General features: G+C 32.2%; 17 protein-coding genes. 10 read left to right on the top strand and 7 right to left on the bottom strand.

All coding sequences use genetic code 11. The annotated features are described in order from the left end of the window. The first annotated feature begins 23 nt into the window (after positions 1–23). Both CLAU_RS05160 and CLAU_RS05155 read left to right on the top strand, forming a co-directional pair. Positions 24–212, top strand: a complete 189-nt coding sequence (locus CLAU_RS05160; protein WP_023162111.1) for a hypothetical protein — start codon at positions 24–26, stop codon at positions 210–212. Between the two features lie 77 nt (positions 213–289). Further along, positions 290–1,102: an alpha/beta fold hydrolase gene (locus CLAU_RS05155; RefSeq protein ID WP_023162110.1), complete on the top strand. Its 813-nt coding sequence runs from the start codon at positions 290–292 to the stop codon at positions 1,100–1,102. 104 nt (positions 1,103–1,206) lie between these two features. On the opposite strand, the gene CLAU_RS05150 is transcribed toward CLAU_RS05155, so the two are convergent. Continuing rightward, a complete protein-coding gene (locus tag CLAU_RS05150) occupies positions 1,207–1,413 on the bottom strand; it encodes a hypothetical protein (protein WP_013239717.1) in 207 nt (68 codons plus the stop codon). A 214-nt stretch (positions 1,414–1,627) separates the two neighbouring features. Here CLAU_RS05150 and CLAU_RS05145 point away from each other — a divergent pair, with 214 nt between their 5' ends. Together CLAU_RS05145 and CLAU_RS05140 are read left to right on the top strand one after the other, a co-directional pair. Further along, positions 1,628–2,209: a hypothetical protein gene (locus tag CLAU_RS05145; protein WP_023162109.1), complete on the top strand. Its 582-nt coding sequence runs from the start codon at positions 1,628–1,630 to the stop codon at positions 2,207–2,209. Positions 2,210–2,581: 372 nt separating this feature from the next. Beyond that, positions 2,582–3,214 carry a flavodoxin family protein gene (locus CLAU_RS05140; protein ID WP_023162108.1) on the top strand — a complete coding sequence of 211 codons (633 nt, stop codon included), beginning with the start codon at positions 2,582–2,584 and terminating at the stop codon, positions 3,212–3,214. 188 nt (positions 3,215–3,402) lie between these two features. Here CLAU_RS05140 and CLAU_RS05135 read toward each other — a convergent pair whose 3' ends face one another. Next, positions 3,403–4,968 carry a PucR family transcriptional regulator gene (locus tag CLAU_RS05135; RefSeq protein WP_023162107.1) on the bottom strand — a complete coding sequence of 522 codons (1,566 nt, stop codon included), beginning with the start codon at positions 4,966–4,968 and terminating at the stop codon, positions 3,403–3,405. A gap of 274 nt (positions 4,969–5,242) precedes the next feature. Between CLAU_RS05135 and CLAU_RS05130 the strand changes: the two genes are divergently transcribed. From CLAU_RS05130 to CLAU_RS05110, 5 genes are all read left to right on the top strand, one after another. Then, positions 5,243–6,412: an MFS transporter gene (locus tag CLAU_RS05130; RefSeq protein ID WP_023162106.1), complete on the top strand. Its 1,170-nt coding sequence runs from the start codon at positions 5,243–5,245 to the stop codon at positions 6,410–6,412. Positions 6,413–6,440: 28 nt separating this feature from the next. Beyond that, positions 6,441–8,414 carry an oxidoreductase gene (locus CLAU_RS05125; protein WP_023162105.1) on the top strand — a complete coding sequence of 658 codons (1,974 nt, stop codon included), beginning with the start codon at positions 6,441–6,443 and terminating at the stop codon, positions 8,412–8,414. Positions 8,415–8,446: 32 nt separating this feature from the next. Continuing rightward, complete coding sequence (locus CLAU_RS05120; RefSeq protein WP_023162104.1) at positions 8,447–9,616, top strand: iron-containing alcohol dehydrogenase; 1,170 nt, start codon at positions 8,447–8,449, stop codon at positions 9,614–9,616. Positions 9,617–9,834: 218 nt separating this feature from the next. Further along, positions 9,835–10,014, top strand: coding sequence for a hypothetical protein (locus CLAU_RS05115; protein WP_023162103.1), 180 nt, complete (start codon positions 9,835–9,837; stop codon positions 10,012–10,014). 155 nt (positions 10,015–10,169) lie between these two features. After that, positions 10,170–10,739, top strand: coding sequence for a hypothetical protein (locus CLAU_RS05110; protein ID WP_023162102.1), 570 nt, complete (start codon positions 10,170–10,172; stop codon positions 10,737–10,739). 77 nt (positions 10,740–10,816) lie between these two features. Here the strand turns inward: CLAU_RS05110 and CLAU_RS05105 are convergent, their stop codons facing one another. Together CLAU_RS05105 and CLAU_RS05100 are read right to left on the bottom strand one after the other, a co-directional pair. Next, positions 10,817–11,005, bottom strand: coding sequence for a hypothetical protein (locus tag CLAU_RS05105; RefSeq protein ID WP_023162101.1), 189 nt, complete (start codon positions 11,003–11,005; stop codon positions 10,817–10,819). 345 nt (positions 11,006–11,350) lie between these two features. Then, the gene (locus tag CLAU_RS05100; protein ID WP_023162100.1) at positions 11,351–12,013 is read right to left on the bottom strand and encodes a Type 1 glutamine amidotransferase-like domain-containing protein; all 663 of its coding nucleotides are present in this window, start codon (positions 12,011–12,013) and stop codon (positions 11,351–11,353) included. A gap of 300 nt (positions 12,014–12,313) precedes the next feature. Between CLAU_RS05100 and polC the strand changes: the two genes are divergently transcribed. Continuing rightward, on the top strand, positions 12,314–16,663 hold the full coding sequence (gene polC / locus CLAU_RS05095; protein WP_023162099.1) for a DNA polymerase III subunit alpha: 4,350 nt from the start codon (positions 12,314–12,316) through the stop codon (positions 16,661–16,663). A gap of 129 nt (positions 16,664–16,792) precedes the next feature. Here the strand turns inward: polC and CLAU_RS05090 are convergent, their stop codons facing one another. The 3 genes from CLAU_RS05090 to CLAU_RS21450 all read right to left on the bottom strand — a co-directional run bounded on the left by CLAU_RS05090 (position 16,793) and on the right by CLAU_RS21450 (position 20,239). Next, on the bottom strand, positions 16,793–17,701 hold the full coding sequence (locus CLAU_RS05090; protein ID WP_013239705.1) for a GGDEF domain-containing protein: 909 nt from the start codon (positions 17,699–17,701) through the stop codon (positions 16,793–16,795). Between the two features lie 227 nt (positions 17,702–17,928). Next, positions 17,929–18,213 carry a GlcG/HbpS family heme-binding protein gene (locus CLAU_RS05085; protein ID WP_013239704.1) on the bottom strand — a complete coding sequence of 95 codons (285 nt, stop codon included), beginning with the start codon at positions 18,211–18,213 and terminating at the stop codon, positions 17,929–17,931. Between the two features lie 316 nt (positions 18,214–18,529). Continuing rightward, entirely contained in the window at positions 18,530–20,239 is a 1,710-nt protein-coding gene (locus tag CLAU_RS21450; RefSeq protein ID WP_338032506.1) for a putative bifunctional diguanylate cyclase/phosphodiesterase, read from the bottom strand. Positions 20,240–20,244: the final 5 nt, after the last annotated feature.

Below are 20,244 nucleotides of genomic sequence, written 5' to 3'. Positions count from 1 at the left end.
AATATATAATTAGGGGTGATAAAATGAGAGTGTATCCAATTATCAAATCTAATGATGAATTTTGTAGGAATTTAAATAGTGAATATGAAAATAGACATAAAAGAAATAATGGGATGGGTATGTTGTTTTATGAAATGCTAGAAAAACATATATTAGAAAATACATATGAAAAAATGGAAAATGCGAAAAAAGTAATAGAAAGTTTATATTAAGTTAAACTAGATTCTCACAAAATTATATTTGCCAGAATAATATGTAGAGGTAAATATTAAATATCGGAGGAATTTTAGTGGGTTATTATGTTAAAGTGGAACCTTGGGTGAAAGTTTATGTGGAGGATATTAATCCTAATGGAAATAAAACCATAGTGTTTTTACATGGCTGGCCTGGAAATCATAATTTATTTGAATATCAATTTAATATACTCCCTAAACATGGATATAGATGTATTGGCATAGATCAAAGAGGATTTGGTAAATCTGATAAACCATTTATAGGGTATGATTATAATACGCTGGCAGATGATGTTAGAAAAGTGGTGGAAGCTTTAAAACTGAAAAATTTTACGCTAGCAGGTCATTCTACAGGAGGAGCCATTGCTGTTAGGTATATGTCAAGGTATAAAGAATACGGTGTATCAAAACTTATGAACTTTGCAGCAGCAGCTCCTAGCCTTATTAAACGTCCTAATTTTCCATATGGACTTGATAAGAAAACTGTAACTAGTATTATTAGTCAAACATATAGTGATAGACCTAAAATGTTAAGTGATTTTGGTGATATATTCTTTTACCAGCATATAACTAAACCTTTTGCTGATTGGTTCTTAAGTTTGGGATTACAGGCAGCAAGTTGGTCAACTATTGCAGTAGCAAATACATGGATACGAGAAGAACTGTTTAATGATTTATCCTCAATAAGTGTTCCAACATTAATACTACATGGAATTCATGATAAGGTTGTACCTTTTGAATTGGGAGAAATACAAAATAAATGTATTAGAAATTCAAAATTCATACCATTTAAATATAGTGGACATGGATTATTTTATGATGAGAAAGATAAATTTAATGAAGAATTAATGAAATTTATCGAAGAATAGAGTTTAAGATTTCTATTAAAATGTTGTAATTAGTAGATCTTGATTATGCACCACCAATTATTTACAAATTGGTGGCTTTAATAGTTTGTGTTATACGATGTTTTTTATGGATGGTAGTTTTTGTATTGACTTAATCCAGAAGCTATTTTTTCACATTCGTCAAGACAAGTAGAAACTTGGTTTAACTGAGTATTTATTTGATTTTTAATATTAGAATTTTCCACCTCATTTGCAGCCATTTGCAAACCTTGCTGAGCACTTTTCAATGATTCTTTTACTTTATGAATATTATCTCTTGCTTGTGAATTCATATATCAATTCCTCCCTTATCATCTACTTTGATTAATATTATTTACAATATAGAAAATATAATACTAAAATTTTTGACTGAATTCACACTAAGCTATATTGAGTGTTTTACAGATCTTTTTATATTAAAAATAGAAAACCTACATGAACAAATTAGAAGTTTGATGAATACTTTAAAAGTGGGGTGTTGATATATTTAAAGTGGAGGAAAATTATATGATTAGCGTAAATGATATTGTAGCCATAGGTGGAGTATTAGTTGGTGTAATCGGAGGCATATTTGGGTTAGCACCTTATTTGAACAAAAGGAATATTAATGTAGACAAGGTATTAAATACAACAGAACAAGTTTTAACTGCAGCAGAACCACTTATAAAAATTTCAGAGACTTTCCCTGCTCTAAAACCTGCTGGAAGTTTAATAGATTGGATGGAACAAAAAGCAAAAGCAGGTGTAAAAGCAGCTGAACAACTATACCATTCAGGAATATTACAAACTGATGAAGACAGATTTAAGGCCGCTCAGAACACGGTATATGCTGCACTTAAAGAAATTAATGTGGAACCTACAATGAACCAAAAAAAGCTTATTAGTGATTTTATCCAAGAGGCAGTAAATGACTTAGGACATGCTATTCCTACAGAAACTGAAAAAAATGCACAAATTCAAAAGGTTCAGCAGGATTTAGCTGAAGTACAGAAAGAAAATGAAAAGTTGAAGCAAAAGCTAGCTAATATACAGAATACTGTAACTCCTGTACAAAAGGCTGATACAGCAGCTGGAGGTAACGTATCGTAAACAGAGTTCAATAAAAAATAAATAGAGTTCTTGGCATCAGATGGAGTTTTGACTCCACCCTGATGCTTAGAAATCGTTATCCAGGGACGTAGCTGCTCTTTACTACCACTTGGAGAAGCGGGAGTATTAGAGCAGGTAGTCATCGGATAAAATCTAGAGTAGTGTAAAAGCTATTTTAGGTTTTATTTTTGTATATTAACTGTAATGATTTCTTTGCAAAAGATAAGTTCTAGAAAAGGAATTTTTAATTCAATATAGAATACTATTTAATGCAAATAACAGATAATATTATCATCATAAGCTAGGTGACAGTCACATAAGGATAGCACTTAGTATAGTAATGTACACTAAATATATTAAGGGGATGGATATATGATTTTAGGAATTAGTGCAAGCGGCAGAAAAGATGGGATTACTAGCAAGACAGTGAAAGCTATATTGGAAGCAAGTAATTCAGAGTATGAATACATTTCATTGTCAGGCAAGAAAATTAATGGTTGTATTGGATGCACACTTTGCGCCGCTGATAATCAGTGTAAAGTTAAAGATGACTGGAATGAAATAGCAGAAAAAATGTTAATGGCAAATGCAATTGTTTTTGGGGCGCCTAATTATGGAGGGACTATAAATGCTCTTGGCCATGCATGCTTGGAAAGAACTTTTTGCTTTCGACACAGAGAAGCTTTTAGTTTATCTGGCAAGTTTGGTATAGCAGTCAGTGCTAGCTATAGTGAGCAAGGAGCCAGTTTAGTCAATATGATTATAAAAAAATCTATGATGGTTAATAAGATGTCAGTAGTTGGTGCTGTATCCGCTCATGGATATTCCCAATGTTACACATGTGGATTTGGTCACAAATGTAATGCAGGGAATGTGGTTAAGAAATATGGTATTTTGGATAAAATCGAAAAGAAACATCTTCCACCTAGTTTTGAAGAGCAGGAAGATACAATCCTTAAAGCTAATAGTATGGGGAAATTATTGGAGTCTTTAGTGTCTAAGTAAAGAATATAATCAAATAAAAGTGTCATACATTACATTAAAAGGTGATCAAATGACGGCTGAACAAAAACAATAGTTAATAGAAAAAATGACAAGTTTAACATCTGAAATAATTTTAGTAAGATAATTCAAATATGCAAAATAAGCACTGGTTAAAATAGGTGCTTATTTTGCATTAGAAGATTCTAAATTTACTCATCAGTTTTTTTTAGCTGTTCAAGCATGTCCATAATAAGAAATGATAATTGTAATTGAAATATAGTCTGATAGTCTGTAAAATTTAGTCCTGTTAATTCTACAATTCGATTAAGTCTATATTTTATTGTATTATAGTGAGTAAATAATGATTTAGCAGTTGGTACAATTTCTAACCTATTGGTAATGTATGCTTTTATGGTTTCTAGTAACATGTGACATTTATCTGATTCCAGTTCTTGTAAAGTTTTTATAGCTGGATGAATCAAAGGTGACAAATCCTTCTGATTGGCATAAGTCAAGAAAACATGCTGAAGAATAATATCTGAATATTTAATAATCGGTTTAGAAAAATGTAATTTCCAACCGGTATGCAGTGCTTCACAAGCAGAACGGTAACATTCAGGTAATGAATAAAGATTGTTAAATAGTAAGCTAATACCAGCACGACAATTAAAAGAATGTAATAGATTTTCAAAATTAGTCCATTCAAATTCTGTGAACGGTTCGTTTGATTTATAATCATAAAGAGCTACAAGGTGATTATCGTAATATACAATGTTATCTCGTCCTAAGAAGTTTTGAAGCTTTCGTTTAAATAGAAAAGCTTTATCTTTGTCTTGTAAAAGGTCATTTTTTAGTTCAATAACTATCAATATCAAATTATCGTATAATTTCAAATTAAATTGGTGTATACGTTCATTAATTGCATTACGATCATATAATTTTTCATTTAATAGAGATATTAAAAATGATTCTATTAGGGGAGAACAAGAAGCCTGCTCTGCATGGTTATTAGTTAAAAACTGGCAAAGACAATTTCCTATGAGTGTAATAATCTGTTGGTCTGTTTCAGATATTGGCTTATTATATGCTAATGTTTTAAGATATCCTACAGGAGTATTATTGTATAAAATACGAAAAACTAATTGGTCATGATTTAAAATACCCTTTTCCCATATTAAAAGAGGTTTTTGTGGATATGTTCTTTCATCAGCTAATCCATCCATCATTACAGAGTTAACATATTCTTCGGTTACATATCCTTTAGATAATGTCCATTCCCATAAAGGTTCATTAATGACGGTATTACCACCAGCATGAGCGATAAAACAAAGTGAAACATCTACTAGCAAGAGAGGATTCCCTAATAACTCCAGGCCTAAATCAAGTACTTCCTGCAAAGTAGAAGTATTCTTATTTAATTGCATAATTTTGAGAGCACATTCAGATACGTACATAGCATTATCAAAGTAATCCTGTACTGAGTTAAATAGCATATTAAGGTCTGTACTAGGTTCAACATAGATATAGTCACATTTAGGGACTAAAGAATCATATGCAAAAGTGTCACTATCCTTTATCAGCAAAAATGTTGTTGGTACAGTTGTTTGAATAGATGGTAGTTGAGAAGCTTTACCTATGTATATACAGTCTGAATGTAAGTCACTTAAATTGTTATTTAACAAACGAAAAGTACGCACCTCATGATAACATTTACATGTAGAAGTTGGTTTAAATTCTGAAAGAAATTCTAATAAGCTGCTAATTTTTACTGCCATAATAATTCCTCCATAATATAGTCTTTATTAAATTATATAGTAAGTAGTGTAAACAAGCAAGATGATAGGTGTCTAAACATGCGACATTATGAAGTATATTGCAATTTATTGCAAACTAGAGTTAATGAATTATCAATAAATTATAAAAATAAAATGCAATATATTTAATGATAATAATTTAACAATTTCACTTTTAGACGATGCATTGAAAGGTAGGTACGTGATAAAATTAGTTTAAGAAATAACCCTACTATATGAAAGGAGAGAAATGTTTATGGAAAATGCAAAAAGTAAAATCAAGTTAGGAATCTACGGCATTGGATTATTAATGATGGGTGTTATCGGCATTTCTAGTTCTTTATCGACAATAGGAGCTAAATTTCCTGAAGCGTCACAAACGATGATTCAGAATCTAATTTCAATACCATGTATTGTAATTATACCTACAACTATTGTAGTCGGCAAGCTTATGCAAACGATTTCCAAAAAGAATATTGCACTAGCAGGCATTATAATTTTCCTTATAGGTGGAGCAGCACCTGCATTTATGACATCTTTTACAACTATTCTGATTATGAGAGGGATACTTGGTGTTGGTATAGGCATATGTCAAGTTGTTAGTACTGCAATTGTTGCTGAGAATTTTAGCGGAGTTGAACAACAAAAAGTACAGGGTACGTTACAAGCAAGCCAAATGGCAGGAGCGGCTATTATGGTATTTGCAGGTGGGTGGCTGACAGAAGTGAGATGGAATTATGTATTTTATGTTCATCTGCTTGCAATCATATCACTTATTTTAGTAGCAGTTATGGTACCAAATACAAAACCGGAAAAAATGACAACAACAGGTGATGTGCAAAAAACAAAGCTTACAAGTGCTACATGGGGATGGGTTATATTCATGTTTATCCTATTTATCAGTGTACAAGTATATTCTATTTCATTGTCGTTTCTTGTAACAGAAAAAAATCTTGGAACTGCTGCAGATTCAGGACTAGGATTAGCATTCTTTGCAATTGGCGGTATTATTATGGGATTGTTATATGGCAGTCTGGCAAAGAGGACTAAAAACTGTGCAATTGCAGTTGGGTGTTTGATGCTGGCAGTAGCTTATGTAGTCATAGCATTTGCTAACAGTATGATTGTGTGCCATATTGGCAGCATACTTGTTGGTATGGCCGTTTCTGCTGCTTTACCTGGTATTTTTATCAATACAGGGATGTCTGTAGATGTATTTTCAGCAGGTATGGCAATTTCAGTTGTAACCTGTGCACAAAATTTTGGCCAATTTTGTTGCCCATATATTATTAATCCAATTGCCGCATCAATTAGCGGCGGCCGCAGTGTAAACTTTATGTGTTTTATTATAGGAGCAGTTGTGGCAGCTGCCTTAACTATACTGATGTTGGCTTGGGGTGTTAAAAAAAATAGGCAAGTAATTTAAAAATATACAGCTTGGAGGGAGAAAAAATATGTATCAAAAATTATTTTCGTCAAAAAATATTGGATCAATGACTGTGCCAAATAGAATAGTTATGACTGCAATGGGTAACCATTTGGCAGAAGCAGATGGAAGTGTTTCAGAATCAGATATAGCATTTTATGGAGAACGAGCAAAAGGCGGAGTAGGCCTTGTAATTACAGAGTGTGCTTGCATCAATTTAGAAATTGGAAAAGGAAATTGTAGGCAGATAGCAGTAGATGATGATAAATACATTGAGGGATTAAAAAGAATGGCAGATGAAATCCATAAATATGGCTCAGTCATAGCTGTTCAAATTTATCATCCAGGTCGCCAGGGTATAGCGGTAGTTAATGGAAATACAACCATGCAAGCACCTAGTGTTACAGAATGTCAGGTGGTTCATCAACCAACTCATGAGATGACAAAAGAAGAAATTAAAGATACAATCGACAGATTCATTCAGGGAGCTAAAAGGCTGCAGAAAGCTGGAATTGACGCAGTTGAACTTCATGGAGCACATGGTTATATGATTGGTCAATTTTTAAGCCCGTATACGAATAAAAGAACGGACGAATATGGTGGAAGTTTTGAAAACCGCATGAGATTTTTAGATGAGATTATTGCAGGAGTTCGTAAGGAATGTGGATCAAATTATCCTATTATTGTAAGATACTCTGCAGATGAATGTATGGGTTATGCTGGACATCCAGAATTAGGAATACATTTAGATGAAGGCGTAAAGATTGCAAAGCATTTAGAGGCACAAGGAGTTGATGCACTTGATGTAAGCTGTGGTATTTATGAAACAATGAATACATCTTGGGAACCAGTTGGTTTTGATCAAGGATGGAAAATTAATATTCCAGCTAAGATTAAAGAGTCAGTTTCTATCCCGGTAATTGGTGTATCTGTAATTCGTGAGCCAGAATTTGCAGAGAAGGTTCTTGAAGAAGAAAAAGTAGATTTTATAGGATCAGCCAGACAATTCTTTGCTGACCCAGAATGGGGAAATAAGGCACAAGAGGGAAAAGAAAAAAGTATTAGAAAATGTATCTCTTGCTTGTATTGTATGGAAACGTTAATGTCTGCAGATATGGGACCAGCACCTATGGCATGTGCAATTAATTATCAGGGAGGCAGAGAAAATCAATATGGAGACCACCTATTAAAGAAAGATGGTAAGGGACGTGTAGTTGTAGTTATTGGTGCCGGACCATCAGGAATGGAAGCAGCTCGTATATTAGCAAAACGTGAATTCAAGCCAATTGTTTTTGAAAAGAATTCTAAGGTTGGTGGACAAATTGTATATGCTTCTAAGCCTCCTAAAAAGGAAAAAACAGCATGGTTAATTGATTACCAAAAGGGGCAATTGGATGAACTTGGTGTTGAGGTAAAAACAAATCATGCACCAACAATAGATGAAATAAAGGCATTAAACCCCTACGCAGTATTTGTTGCACAAGGATCTAATCCTATAATGCCAAGATCTATTCCAGGACTTGATGGAGAAAAGGTTTATACACCAGTAGATATTTTGAGTGGAAAAGTAACACTTAAAGGTAAAAAGGTTGGTGTTATTGGTTCAGGAATGACAGGAATTGAGACTGCAGAATTATTGGGATCACAAGGCAATAAGGTAACAGTATTTGAAATGGCAGATGAAATAGGACCGGGAATATTTTTTCAAAACTTGATTGATGTTATGGGAAGAATAGCAGAACATGAAATTAAACTATATCCAAAGCATAAGTTGGTAAAAATTGATGGAACTAATGTGACAGTAGAAACGACAAATACTAAGGAAACCAAAAATTTTGATTTTGATGCAGTAGTAGTTTCTTTGGGAACAGCATCTAATAAAGAATTGGTAGAAGAAATAAAGACAGTATTTGACAAGGTTGTATTGCTTGGCGATGCGGCAAAAGCAGGGCGTATTGAGGCAGCTGTTGGCAGCGGATATAAAGCAGCATTTGAATTATAAAAATAATAGGTTAAAAAAGGGGGAAATGATAAATGTTAAAATCAGGAGTTTACACACAACTATCACCAGTACTTTTTGGAAATGGAACTTTACAGCAAGTAGGTAAAAAAGCAAAAGAATTGGGTATGAACAAAGTATTATTAGTAACAGATAAGAAAATTTCAGAAATTGGTTATGCAGAAAAAGTAGCTAATATTATAAGAGAGGAGGATGTGCAAGTTGTTATATGGGATGGCGTAGAAACAGATTGCCCTGATTATACAGTAACAGCGGCAGCAGCTATAGGTAGGGAAAAAGCAGTTGATGGTATTGTAGGACTTGGGGGCGGTAGTACGCTTGACAGTGCAAAAGCCATTGCAGCAGTAATTCCAAATGGTGATGAAGTATTACAGGAAATTATACTTTATTTAACTGGTCAAAAGAATTATGCAGTAAAACCAGTTACAATGCTATTAATTCCTACAACTTCAGGAACAGGTTCAGAGAGTACCTTTGTATCAGTTATTTCCTCGGAAACAATGCAATGCAAAATTGGACTTCCTTGTCCCCCTGATTATGCAATTGTAGATCCAGAACTTACAGTTGGATGTCCGGCATTTATTACGGCATTTACAGGAATGGATGCATTTTCACATGCCAACGAAGCATTAACGGAAGGAAAAAATACACCACATTCTGATTTGTTAGCTTACGAAGCTATTCGATTAATAACAAAATGGCTGCCAATTGCAGTAAAAGATATAAACAATGCAGAAGCAAGAGAAAATTTAGCCCTAGCAAGTAATTTTGCAGGTATTGCATTTAATGAGTCAGGAGTGCATATGGGACATTCAACAGCACATGCCTTGGGGCATATGTACCATATTTCTCATGGTATATGCTGTGCGTTAGTAACTCCAGCTATTATAGAATTTGCTGCTAAAACATATCCTGAGAAAATGAAAAAAATTGGAGAAATAATGGGAGTTACTTTTTCATCAGAAGAACCAGAAGCAATTGGAAAAGCAGTAGGTAATGCAGTTAGAAAGTTGTGCAAAGAAATACAAATTCCTTCTTTTAAAGAGCAAGGATTTACGAAGGAACAGATATTAGCTGCAAAACCTATGATTTATAAAGAACCACTATGTATGTCATTTGGAGGAACAATTACGGAACAAGATGTAGTTACAACATTAGAAACTTTATATGACGGTTACCAATAAAAATCATTGCTTCCTTTAGATTTTACAAGTATAGTAAAGAAAAACACTCGATTGAAAATTGAACTGCTTCCTGTCTACTTGACAGGAAGCAGTTCAATTCAACGGGTGCTTTTCTTTTACTTTTTTAAGACAGGAAAGATTTAAATTCATTAGAAAATTTACTTAAGGATACCATAAAAAGTGATGTACGTTTCGTATATATAATTGGGGGTGATAAAATGCGAGTTCATTCAATTATCAAATCTAATAATGAATTTCATAGAAGTTTAAATAGTGAACATGAAAATAGACATAAAAGAAATAATGAGACTGATATATTGTTTTATGAAATGCTAAAAAAATATATATTAAAACGTATTGATGAAAGTAATATTATATTGCAAAATACCCAAAAATAGAGTGAATGTGTGCATCCACTCTATTTGCCATTATATTATAATTTATTCAAATATGAAGTATCGGGAATATAGAATTACCATTTTTGAAACAAAGTTACTGGTTAGTTCTAATAAAAGATGATAAACTTAGTATAGAATATATGAGTTAAGGAAGGATGAAAGGTAAAATAATGAAAATAGAAAATTTAAAAGTATATGATCTAGAAGAAAGCATAAGAGCAAGTAAATATCCTATGGCAGTAGATACTGATAAATGTAATTCTGATATTACAGATAGGGTTAAAAGTCTAGCTAAATCACCTAAAGGGGAAGCTCATGATCAATTTTTGTCAGGAATACGTGTTGCCTTTGATTTAACATTTACTAATAAGGCATGGGTTGAATTAGAAAGATATAGATTTATTACTTTTGTAAGCAGTCAGAGTACAATGCATAGAATATCAAAATTTGATTTATCTAAGCAGTATAATGAATATGTAGATAAAAGGATTATTGACATTATAGAAGAATTAAAGAATACATACAATAAAACTCAGGACAAAGAAGATTATTTAAAGCTTCTATACTCTAATCCTGCAGGATTTGAACTTACTGCAAGGTTAACTACTAATTATAGATGCTTAAAGGGTGTATATAGCCAGAGAAGAAATCATAGATTACCAGAATGGCGAGAATTTTGTAAGTGGATTGAAACTCTACCATATGCTAAAGAATTGATAATTTAAATCAGATAAAAGTGAGCACTGGCTGAAACCAGTGCTTATTTTTATAATGCAGATATTTAAATTGTAAATATTGAATGCTAATTAAAAAACGTGAATAATATAAGCAATATAGCCATAGGAATAACTGCAAACACAACTAATACTGCAGGTGGTATGTCATCTTCTGGTACAGGCCTATCATTAAGTTTGTCTAATTCTTCGATTGGCGGCTGTACAGTATGATCTTTTTCTATTGATTTTTGTCCTAGAGAACCTAAGTTTGCCATCAATATACACCTCCTTATATTAATTTTATACTTAAACAAAAATCTTCTTTTCATTAATTCTTATTTAAGTATACGTTTACAGAACATCCACATTTTAACTAAATTTGAAATAGTTTAATATATCTCTTATTTATATTATATACAATTGTTTCCGGTTTGTGAACATTATTTGAATAATTTATAAAATTTAATTTTGCTAAACTTAGATTCTATAAACAGAGTTCTTGGCATCAGATGGAGTTTTGACTCCACCTGATGCTTAGAAATCGTTATCCAGGGACGTAGCTGCTCTTTACTCCAACTTGGACAGGTGGGAGTATTAGAGCAGTTAGTCATCGGATAAAATTATCTACTAAATGTCTGCGTGTCTCCCAATAATTTAATGGAGTTATTATCAACAATTATTCCACCAGTATTTTTAATTGCATATATTAAATCTGTTTTTTCATTTAGTACTTTATTTATATAGTTTTTTTGTATTTCTGTTCCTTTATAATGAACTTCAATGTCAAAATCTTTAATGAAATTTAATCCTTCATTATATGAGAATGTATCGTAATCTTCATCGGGAGTGATATGATACTCTTTTATCTGAATCATTGCTCCAGCACTACTGCCAATAATTGTTCCGGTAAAGTTTTCAATTTCATTTATTAAATCAAACTCCTTTAAACGGCACATCATTTTATCAGGCAGACCTCCAGTGAAAAATAGTATATCACTGTTTTTTATTTTGATTTTTGCATTTTCCTTTGTGTCTTCAAAATAATTTATGCAGTTTATATTTTTTCCCTTGATTCCGTAGCTTAAAAAAGGTTTTATGATAGCTTTATAGTGATCTCCATTATCTTTGCCAAACTCATTTTGCCAATCCACATTGTTTTTTATGTTTTCACCAAAAGAAAATGGAATTATTAGAACCTTATTACTACAATTTATATATTTTGATACTGCATCTTTTGCCCAAGTATCATTAAAATTATATAAGCTAAATAACATATTTACCATTAGTATTTCTCCTCACTAATTTTTCATAATTTTTTAATATAAACAGAGTTCTATTGTAGATATTATATCATATTGAAGATATTTTAAGCTTATCATAATTCTGAGGTAAGTTCATTTTGATGAAAAGAACAATAAAATTATGATAACTTCCTATTTAGATAGGATATAATATAATTGCAAGAAAGTAGTGAAAATGGATAAACGGTGTTATACACACTTTTTCCCTACATGACAAGGCATAAGATTATCTTATATAATAGTAACATACTAAAAATTTTTGGGAGAAGGTTAAAAAGTAGTATGAAAAGAATAAATGAAATTTTTAGTGATTATGAAACAGAAGGTAACATAAATGCTGCCATTGTAGAATCTGTAGTATTAAGTAAAAAAACCAAAACTTTAGAAATGAAAATTAACTCAGATAAGTATATTGAAATAAAAGAAATCCAGCGTCTTAATAAATTTATAAGAGAAAGGTTTTCACTAAAGAATTCTAAAATTGATGTAAGGTATGCTGAAGATACAGATAAAAAACCCATAGAAGATGAATTGAAAAATATTATATTTTTGGTGGCAGATAAGCACCCTGCTTTAAGAGCAATACTCTTAAATAATAGTGAATATGAAGTAAATGGAAATACCATAAACTTCAATTTAAAAATTTCAGTATCAGAGTTTCTAAAATCTATGGATTATGATAAAAAAATTTCTAAGGCTATAAAAAGCATGTACGGTACAGAATATAAAATAAACTTTGTTGATAAATTAGGAAGTGAAGAATTAATAAAGTTTGAAGAGGATAAACGTGAAAGCGAAATGCTGTTTATTAAAAAGGAAATTAATAGTGCACGAAGCAATAATGTGTCTAAATTGCCAAATAAGCCTGTAGAAAAAAATCAGGAAACGAAAGTAGAAAATCATAGGAAAAAAACTAATAATCCATTCTTGATATTAGGTAGAAGTAATAGTATTAGAGAGCCTGTAGTAAAAATTACTGATATCACACCAGATGAAGGTAGGATAGCTATAGAAGGTGAAATATCCAACATGGAGACAAAGGAACTCCGAAGTGGAAAAATACTAATTTCCTTTGACTTGTATGATGGTTCAAGTTCCATGACCTGTAAGGTATTTTGCAAGCCCGGTGAAGACAGTGAGGTATTATCAAGACTTAAAAAGGCTAAGGGTATTAGGCTTTCTGGAAACTCAGGTTATAGCAAGTTTTCTCAGGAAATTGAGATTATTGCCAATACTATAATTGAAACAGAAGGCATGAAGAAAGTTCAAAGACAAGATAAATCTGAGGTGAAGAGGGTAGAACTTCACATGCATACGCAAATGAGCCAGATGGATGCTATGACTAGTGCTACTGATTTAATTAAAAGAGCTATGAGCTGGGGCATGAAATCAATTGCTATAACAGATCATGGAGTAGTTCAGGCTTTTCCTGAAGCACATAAACTTTTAGGAAGAGATAATCCAGATATGAAGATTATATATGGGGTCGAGGCTTATCTGGCACCAGATAAAAAGCCATCTGTAACAAATCCTAAAGGACAGAGTATTGATACCACTTATTGTGTATTGGATTTAGAAACCACAGGATTTTCGCCAGTAACAGAAAAAATTACTGAAATAGGAATCATGAAAATCAAGGATGGAAAGGTAATAGACACATTCAGCACTTTTGTAAACCCTGAAAAGCCAATTCCATTAAGAGTTGTAGAGGTTACAAATATAACTGATGATATGGTAAGAAATGCAGAAACCATAGAGCAGGTATTTCCTAAAATGCTAGATTTTATAAAGGATAGTGTTTTGGTTGCACATAATGCTGAATTTGATGTGGGATTTTTAAAGCATAATGCCAAAATTTTAGGGTGTGACTTTGATTTTACATATGTAGATACTTTGTCCTTAGCACAGGAGGTCTTCCCTGATTTTAAAACCTATAAATTAGGGAGAATTGCTAAAAACCTTGGTATAAAGGTGGAAGTTGCCCATAGAGCTTTGGATGATGTGGCAACTACTGTTAAGGTGTTTAATGTAATGCTTGAAAAGCTAAAAGAAAGGGGAGCAGAAAACCTTAAAGATATAGATATATATGGCCGTGATGAGGCAGCTAAAAAGGAAGAGTATAAAAAGCTTAAAACTTATCATGCAATAATACTAGCAAAGGATTATGTGGGATTAAAGAATTTATATAAGCTGGTATCTTATTCTCATTTGGATTATTTTTATAAAAAACCTCGTATATTAAAGAGTTTGTATAAAAAATATTCTGAGGGCTTAATTCTTGGTAGTGCCTGTAGTGAAGGTGAACTGTATCAAGCAATACTACTTGGAAAATCCGATGAGGAAATTGAAGAATTAGCAAAAGGATACGATTATTTGGAGATTCAGCCTCTAGGAAATAATGATTATTTAGTAAGGACAGAGCAGGTACCTGGTAAAGAATATCTAGAGGAAATTAATAAAAAAATTGTAGCCCTGGGAGAAAAGTTAAATAAACTTGTAGTTGCTACAGGAGATGTTCACTTCATGGACCCGGAGGATGAGATATACAGACGTATACTGGAAGCAGGACAGGGATTTAAGGATGCAGATAATCAGGCTCCATTGTATTTAAAAACTACAGAGGAGATGCTTGAGGAATTTTCTTATTTGGGAAAAGAAAAGGCCTATGAGGTGGTAGTTACAAATACCAATAAGATATCAGATATGTGTGAGCCAATTAGTCCTATTTCACCGGAGAAATGTCCACCACATATAGATGGCTGTGAACAGACTATTAAGGACATTGCTTATAAGAAGGCCCATGAACTGTATGGAGATCCACTGCCAGAAATTGTTCAGTCCAGATTGGATAGGGAGCTGGAATCTATTATAAAAAATGGATTTTCTGTAATGTATATTATTGCTCAAAAGCTAGTATGGAAATCAAATGAAGATGGCTATCTAGTAGGTTCTAGAGGATCTGTTGGTTCCTCTTTTGTAGCAAATATGACCGGTATAACGGAAGTAAATTCTCTGCCACCTCATTATAGGTGTCCTAAATGCAAGTATTCGGACTTTTCAGATTACGGTGTTAAAAATGGATTTGACTTACCGGATAAAGTGTGTCCTGTTTGTGGAGAAAAGCTAGCTAAGGATGGTATAGATATACCTTTTGAAACCTTTTTAGGCTTCAATGGAGATAAGGAGCCAGATATAGATTTAAACTTTTCAGGAGAATATCAGGCAAAGGCTCATAAATATACAGAGGTTATTTTTGGAAAAGGCACAACCTTTAAAGCTGGAACTATAGGTACTATAGCAGAAAAGACGGCTTTTGGATACGTAAAAAAGTACTTTGATGAAAAGAATATTCCAGTAAACAAGGCAGAAATAACAAGAATCTCAGCAGGTTGTACAGGTATAAAAAGAACCACTGGACAGCATCCGGGAGGAATTATAGTTGTGCCAAAGGGGCGTGAAATCTTTGAATTTTGCCCTGTACAGCATCCTGCAGACGATCCTAATTCAGATATTATAACCACACATTTTGATTATCACTCTATTGACCAGAACTTATTGAAGCTTGATATACTTGGACACGATGATCCAACAGTTATAAGAATGCTGCAGGATATAACTGGGGTGAATCCCCATGAGATACCGATGGATGATAAGGAGACTATGTCTATATTTTCATCTACAGAAGCTCTAGGAGTAACACCAGAACAGATAAATTCTAAGGTAGGAACCTTTGGTATTCCTGAATTTGGTACTAAGTTTGTAAGGGGAATGCTTGTAGATACAATGCCAAAAGCATTTTCTGATTTAATATGTATATCAGGACTTTCTCATGGTACCGATGTGTGGCTTGGAAATGCAAAGGACTTAATTGATGATGGAATAGTTACATTAAGTGAAGCAATATGTACCAGGGATGATATTATGATTTATCTTATCAAAAAAGGTCTGCCGCCAAATAGTGCATTTAAGATAATGGAGCTGGTACGTAAAGGAAAAGTATCGAAGCAGCCTGAAAAATGGGCAGAGTATGAAGCTTTAATGAGAGAACATAAAGTACCGGAATGGTACATAGATTCCTGTAAAAAGATAAAATATATGTTTCCTAAAGCTCATGCTGCAGCTTATGTAATGATGGCATTTAGAATAGCCTGGTTTAAGGTTCACATACCAAAGGCTTATTATGCAGCATACTTTACTATTAGAGCAAAGGCCTTTGACAGTGAATTTATGATATTTGGAAAAGAAAAGGTTATAGAAAAGATGAGAGAAATTCAAATCATGGGTAATCAAGCCACTCCTAAGGATAAGGATATGTATGATGACTTAGAGATAGTTCTGGAAATGTATGAGAGGGGATTTAAATTCTTACCAATTGATTTGTATAAATCTCATGCTACCAAATTTATAGTAGAGGAAGATGGTTTAAGACCACCTATAAATAGTATATCTGGCATGGGAAATATCGCAGCGGAAAGTATATTTAGTGCAGCACGAGAAGAGCAATTCAGCTCTATAGAGGATGTAAAGAAACGTGCTAAAATTGGAAATTCTGCTGTAGATTTACTTAAAAAGTTTGGCTGTTTAAAAGGTCTTCCAGAAAGTGATCAAATAAGCTTTTTTGATGTAATTTAAAAGATAATTAAAAAACCAGGGATTTAAAATATCCCTGGTAAAAAAATTAATCGAAGAAGGCTAATGTTGAATTCATACAATATTATGTGTAGAATAAAATTATTTATACATGACACACAAATTATCACATTATGCGATTACCTTGTTTCTTCCAGCATTTTTAGCTTCGTATAATTTTTTATCTACTTCTTTTATTAGATCTTCTTCATTAAGGTTCTCATTAAATAATGTTTTAACGCCAAAGCTTGCAGTGACTTTTATAGAGGCACCTTCATAATTAATTATAGTGTTTTCTATTGCTTTTCTCATTTTTTCAGCAACTTTTACGGCTGTATCTTCACTTGCATTTTTTAAACAAATTATAAATTCTTCTCCACCATAACGGGCTGTCCAATCTACATCTTTTCTAACAGAAGCACTAAGTATAGAAGCGATTACTTTAAGTACTTCATCTCCAGCTACATGTCCATAAATGTCATTTACTTTCTTAAAAAAATCTATATCTGCCATTATTAATGACAATGGTTTATTGTTTAATAAACTCTTTATTATGTCAGCTGGAAGTCTTTCGTATATAAATCGTTTATTAAAAACTTGTGTAAGAGGATCTAATACTATTAGTTCATTTATATGATTTACTGCATGGCGTATAGTGTCGCTATCTTTATTTTCTATATTTTCTATGACTCCACTTTTAGTTACATCCTTGAGAAGTTCAAGAACTACTGGTAAATCATCAACTTCAACTGGTATAGCAGTGATCATGTAGACTTTTGTGCCAGTGTACTCTATTTTTACAAAAGTTTCTTTTTCATTATAAGCTCTACCAGAAACGCAATTACTACATACTTTTCCCATCCTCCAAAGATTATAACAAGAAGATTCCAATTCATTAACCTTGTTTAACTTTAAATCTAATAATTGTTTTTTTACTGGGTTTACTACCCTAATTACGTCATATAACGTCTCAAATATTGACATGGTGTTAATTAATGTATTCATACTAATACTTTTATTACTTGTATTAACTTTTTCCATATTATTTCCTCCTAAAATAGAGTCCATTATTTTCAATCATATCATAAATATTATGTTTTCTGTAGTAAAAAAACTCCAGTAACTTTTTTAATTACAAAACTATCTATAATAGCAACTTACTTTATTACAATTATATACTTGCTAAACAAGAAGTTAATTGAAAGTGAAAAAGAAGATAGCTGGCTGCTACCTTCTTTTCTTGTATTTAAAAATTTTATTTTCTTTAACTATTTTTTCAATTCTGCATTGTATACATCCATAGCAGCTTGAGCTACTTGCATGTCTTGGTCAACAGAACCACCGCTTACACCAATAGAACCAATAACCTCACCATTTAGTAGTAGAGGGAAACCTCCACCCAAAATAATTATATTGCTATTATTTTGTATACCATATAGAGATGATCCTGGCTGAGCGAGAGATGTAAGTTTACTAGTTGGCATTTTTAGTGCAACGGCAATATATGCTTTACCCTGTGATATTTTTTCACTAGCTAAAATTGCGTCAGCCATTCTATTAATTCAAATTAAGTTTGCATCAGCATCGTCAATAGTAATATACATGGGAACCTTTATTTCATTTGCTTTTGCCTCGGCAGCAGTAGTAATTTGTATTGCATTGTAAAACTAGTATAATAAACTTTTAATTATTAAAAAATTAACAATACTTAAGCCTATTATTTATTAATATTGCAATAGACCTATATGTGGTGTATAATATTAATTGTCCTAAGTTAATATATAGATAGTTAACTGTAAAACTAAACTAGTTATGATATGGAATACAAGTTAAGTTATAGGGTTAACAATCTATATAACTTGGAGAAAATTAAATTTTATTATATTGCTTTATATATTTGATAAAATCACTGATAATAAGGGGCTTACTAAAATAATACCCTTGCAGTTCATCACAACCTTCATCTATCAATCTGTTAATTTGTTCTTGAGTTTCTACTCCTTCTGCAACGGTTTTTAAATTAAGAGTTTTTGCCATAGAAATAATACTTGGGGTAATGTTCTTGTGATTTATATTTGCAATATCGTCTATGAAGGATTTATCAATTTTTAAATAGTCGGCAGGCAAACGAGTTAAATAACTTAGAGAAGAAAACCCTGTGCCGAAATCATCTATTGAAATACCGATTCCTAATTCCTTTATTTTCTGCAAGTTTTGTATTGCTTTCTCAGTATTTTGCATCAAAAAACTCTCTGTTATTTCAATTACTAAATCAATATTTTGAGGACTATTCTCTTTGAAAATTTCTTTAATTTTTGAAACTAAATTGTTATTTTCAAATTGCTTTGAGGAAACATTAATGGATAATTTAATATTAATACCACTGCTTTTTAGTATTCTATCAATTTTAAAAATTTCTTCTAATATCCAATTACCAATAGGTATTATCATTCTATTGTTTTCAGATACAGGTATGAATTTATCAGGTGTAAATATTTTTCCATCTGCTGTTTCCCACCTAATAAGGGCTTCAGCGCCAACTATTTTAAATTCATTTCCATCAAATGCAGTTTGCGGCTGAAGATATAATATAAATTCCTTGTTATGAAGCGCTGCATTGAGCCTTATTTGCATTTCGAGAATTTCCTGGTTTCTCTTCTCAATTTCTTTTGAAGAAAAAGAATATTTTCCTTTTCCAGATTCCTTCGCATCGTACATTGCAGCATCTGCTTTTCTCATTAATCCTTCAACAGTAGATTCATCATAGGGTGCTAATGCTATTCCTATACTTACCCCTAAAGTTATTTCCCGATCAAGTATACTATAAGGAAGCAGTATTTTATCAATAATAACTTCTGATACAGCTTGTACATATTCATGGCTGTCTACATTTTCAAGTATTACAGTAAACTCATCCCCTCCTAACCTTGATACAGTGTCAGATTTACGGATACTAGATTTAATGCGAGCTGCAACTTCTTTGAGAAGCAAATCTCCAGCTGCATGACCTAAAGAATCATTTATAACTTTAAAACCATCTAAATCCATAAAAAGTAAAGCTACTGCTTTTTTGTTATCATTAGCCCTTATAAGTGATCTTTCAAGTCTTTCATAGAAGAGAGTTCTATTTGGTATTCCTGTTAATAAATCATAATAGGCAAGACTGTGAAGTTTATCTTCTGTCTTTTTTATTTTACTGATGTCTGTAGATATAGAAATATAATTTTCTACTGCTCCGTCTGATCCTTTTAAAGAGGTTATTGACATCCATTTAGGGTATATCTTGCCGTTTTTCTTTTTATTCCAGATTTCACCTTCCCAATAACCATTAGTACTTAAACTGTGCCACATATTTAAGTAGAAGGTTTTGTCATGACGCCCGGATTTTAGTATTCTAGGATTTTTTCCAATTAAATCATCTTTTTTATACCCAGATACTCTCTGAAAAGAATCATTTACTTTAATAATGTTTCCAGAAGCATCTGTCATCAATATACCTTCCATTGCAGTGCCGATTATTCTATATGAAATTAATAATTCATCATTTAGTTGTTTAAGGTTATTAGTGTATTCCTGCATTTTAG

This window comes from Clostridium autoethanogenum DSM 10061 (assembly GCF_001484725.1).
Taxonomy (GTDB): Bacteria; Bacillota; Clostridia; order Clostridiales; family Clostridiaceae; genus Clostridium_B; species Clostridium_B ljungdahlii.
Note: the sequence above shows the minus strand (reverse complement) of the source record. Positions and strands in the feature narration are given on the sequence as shown.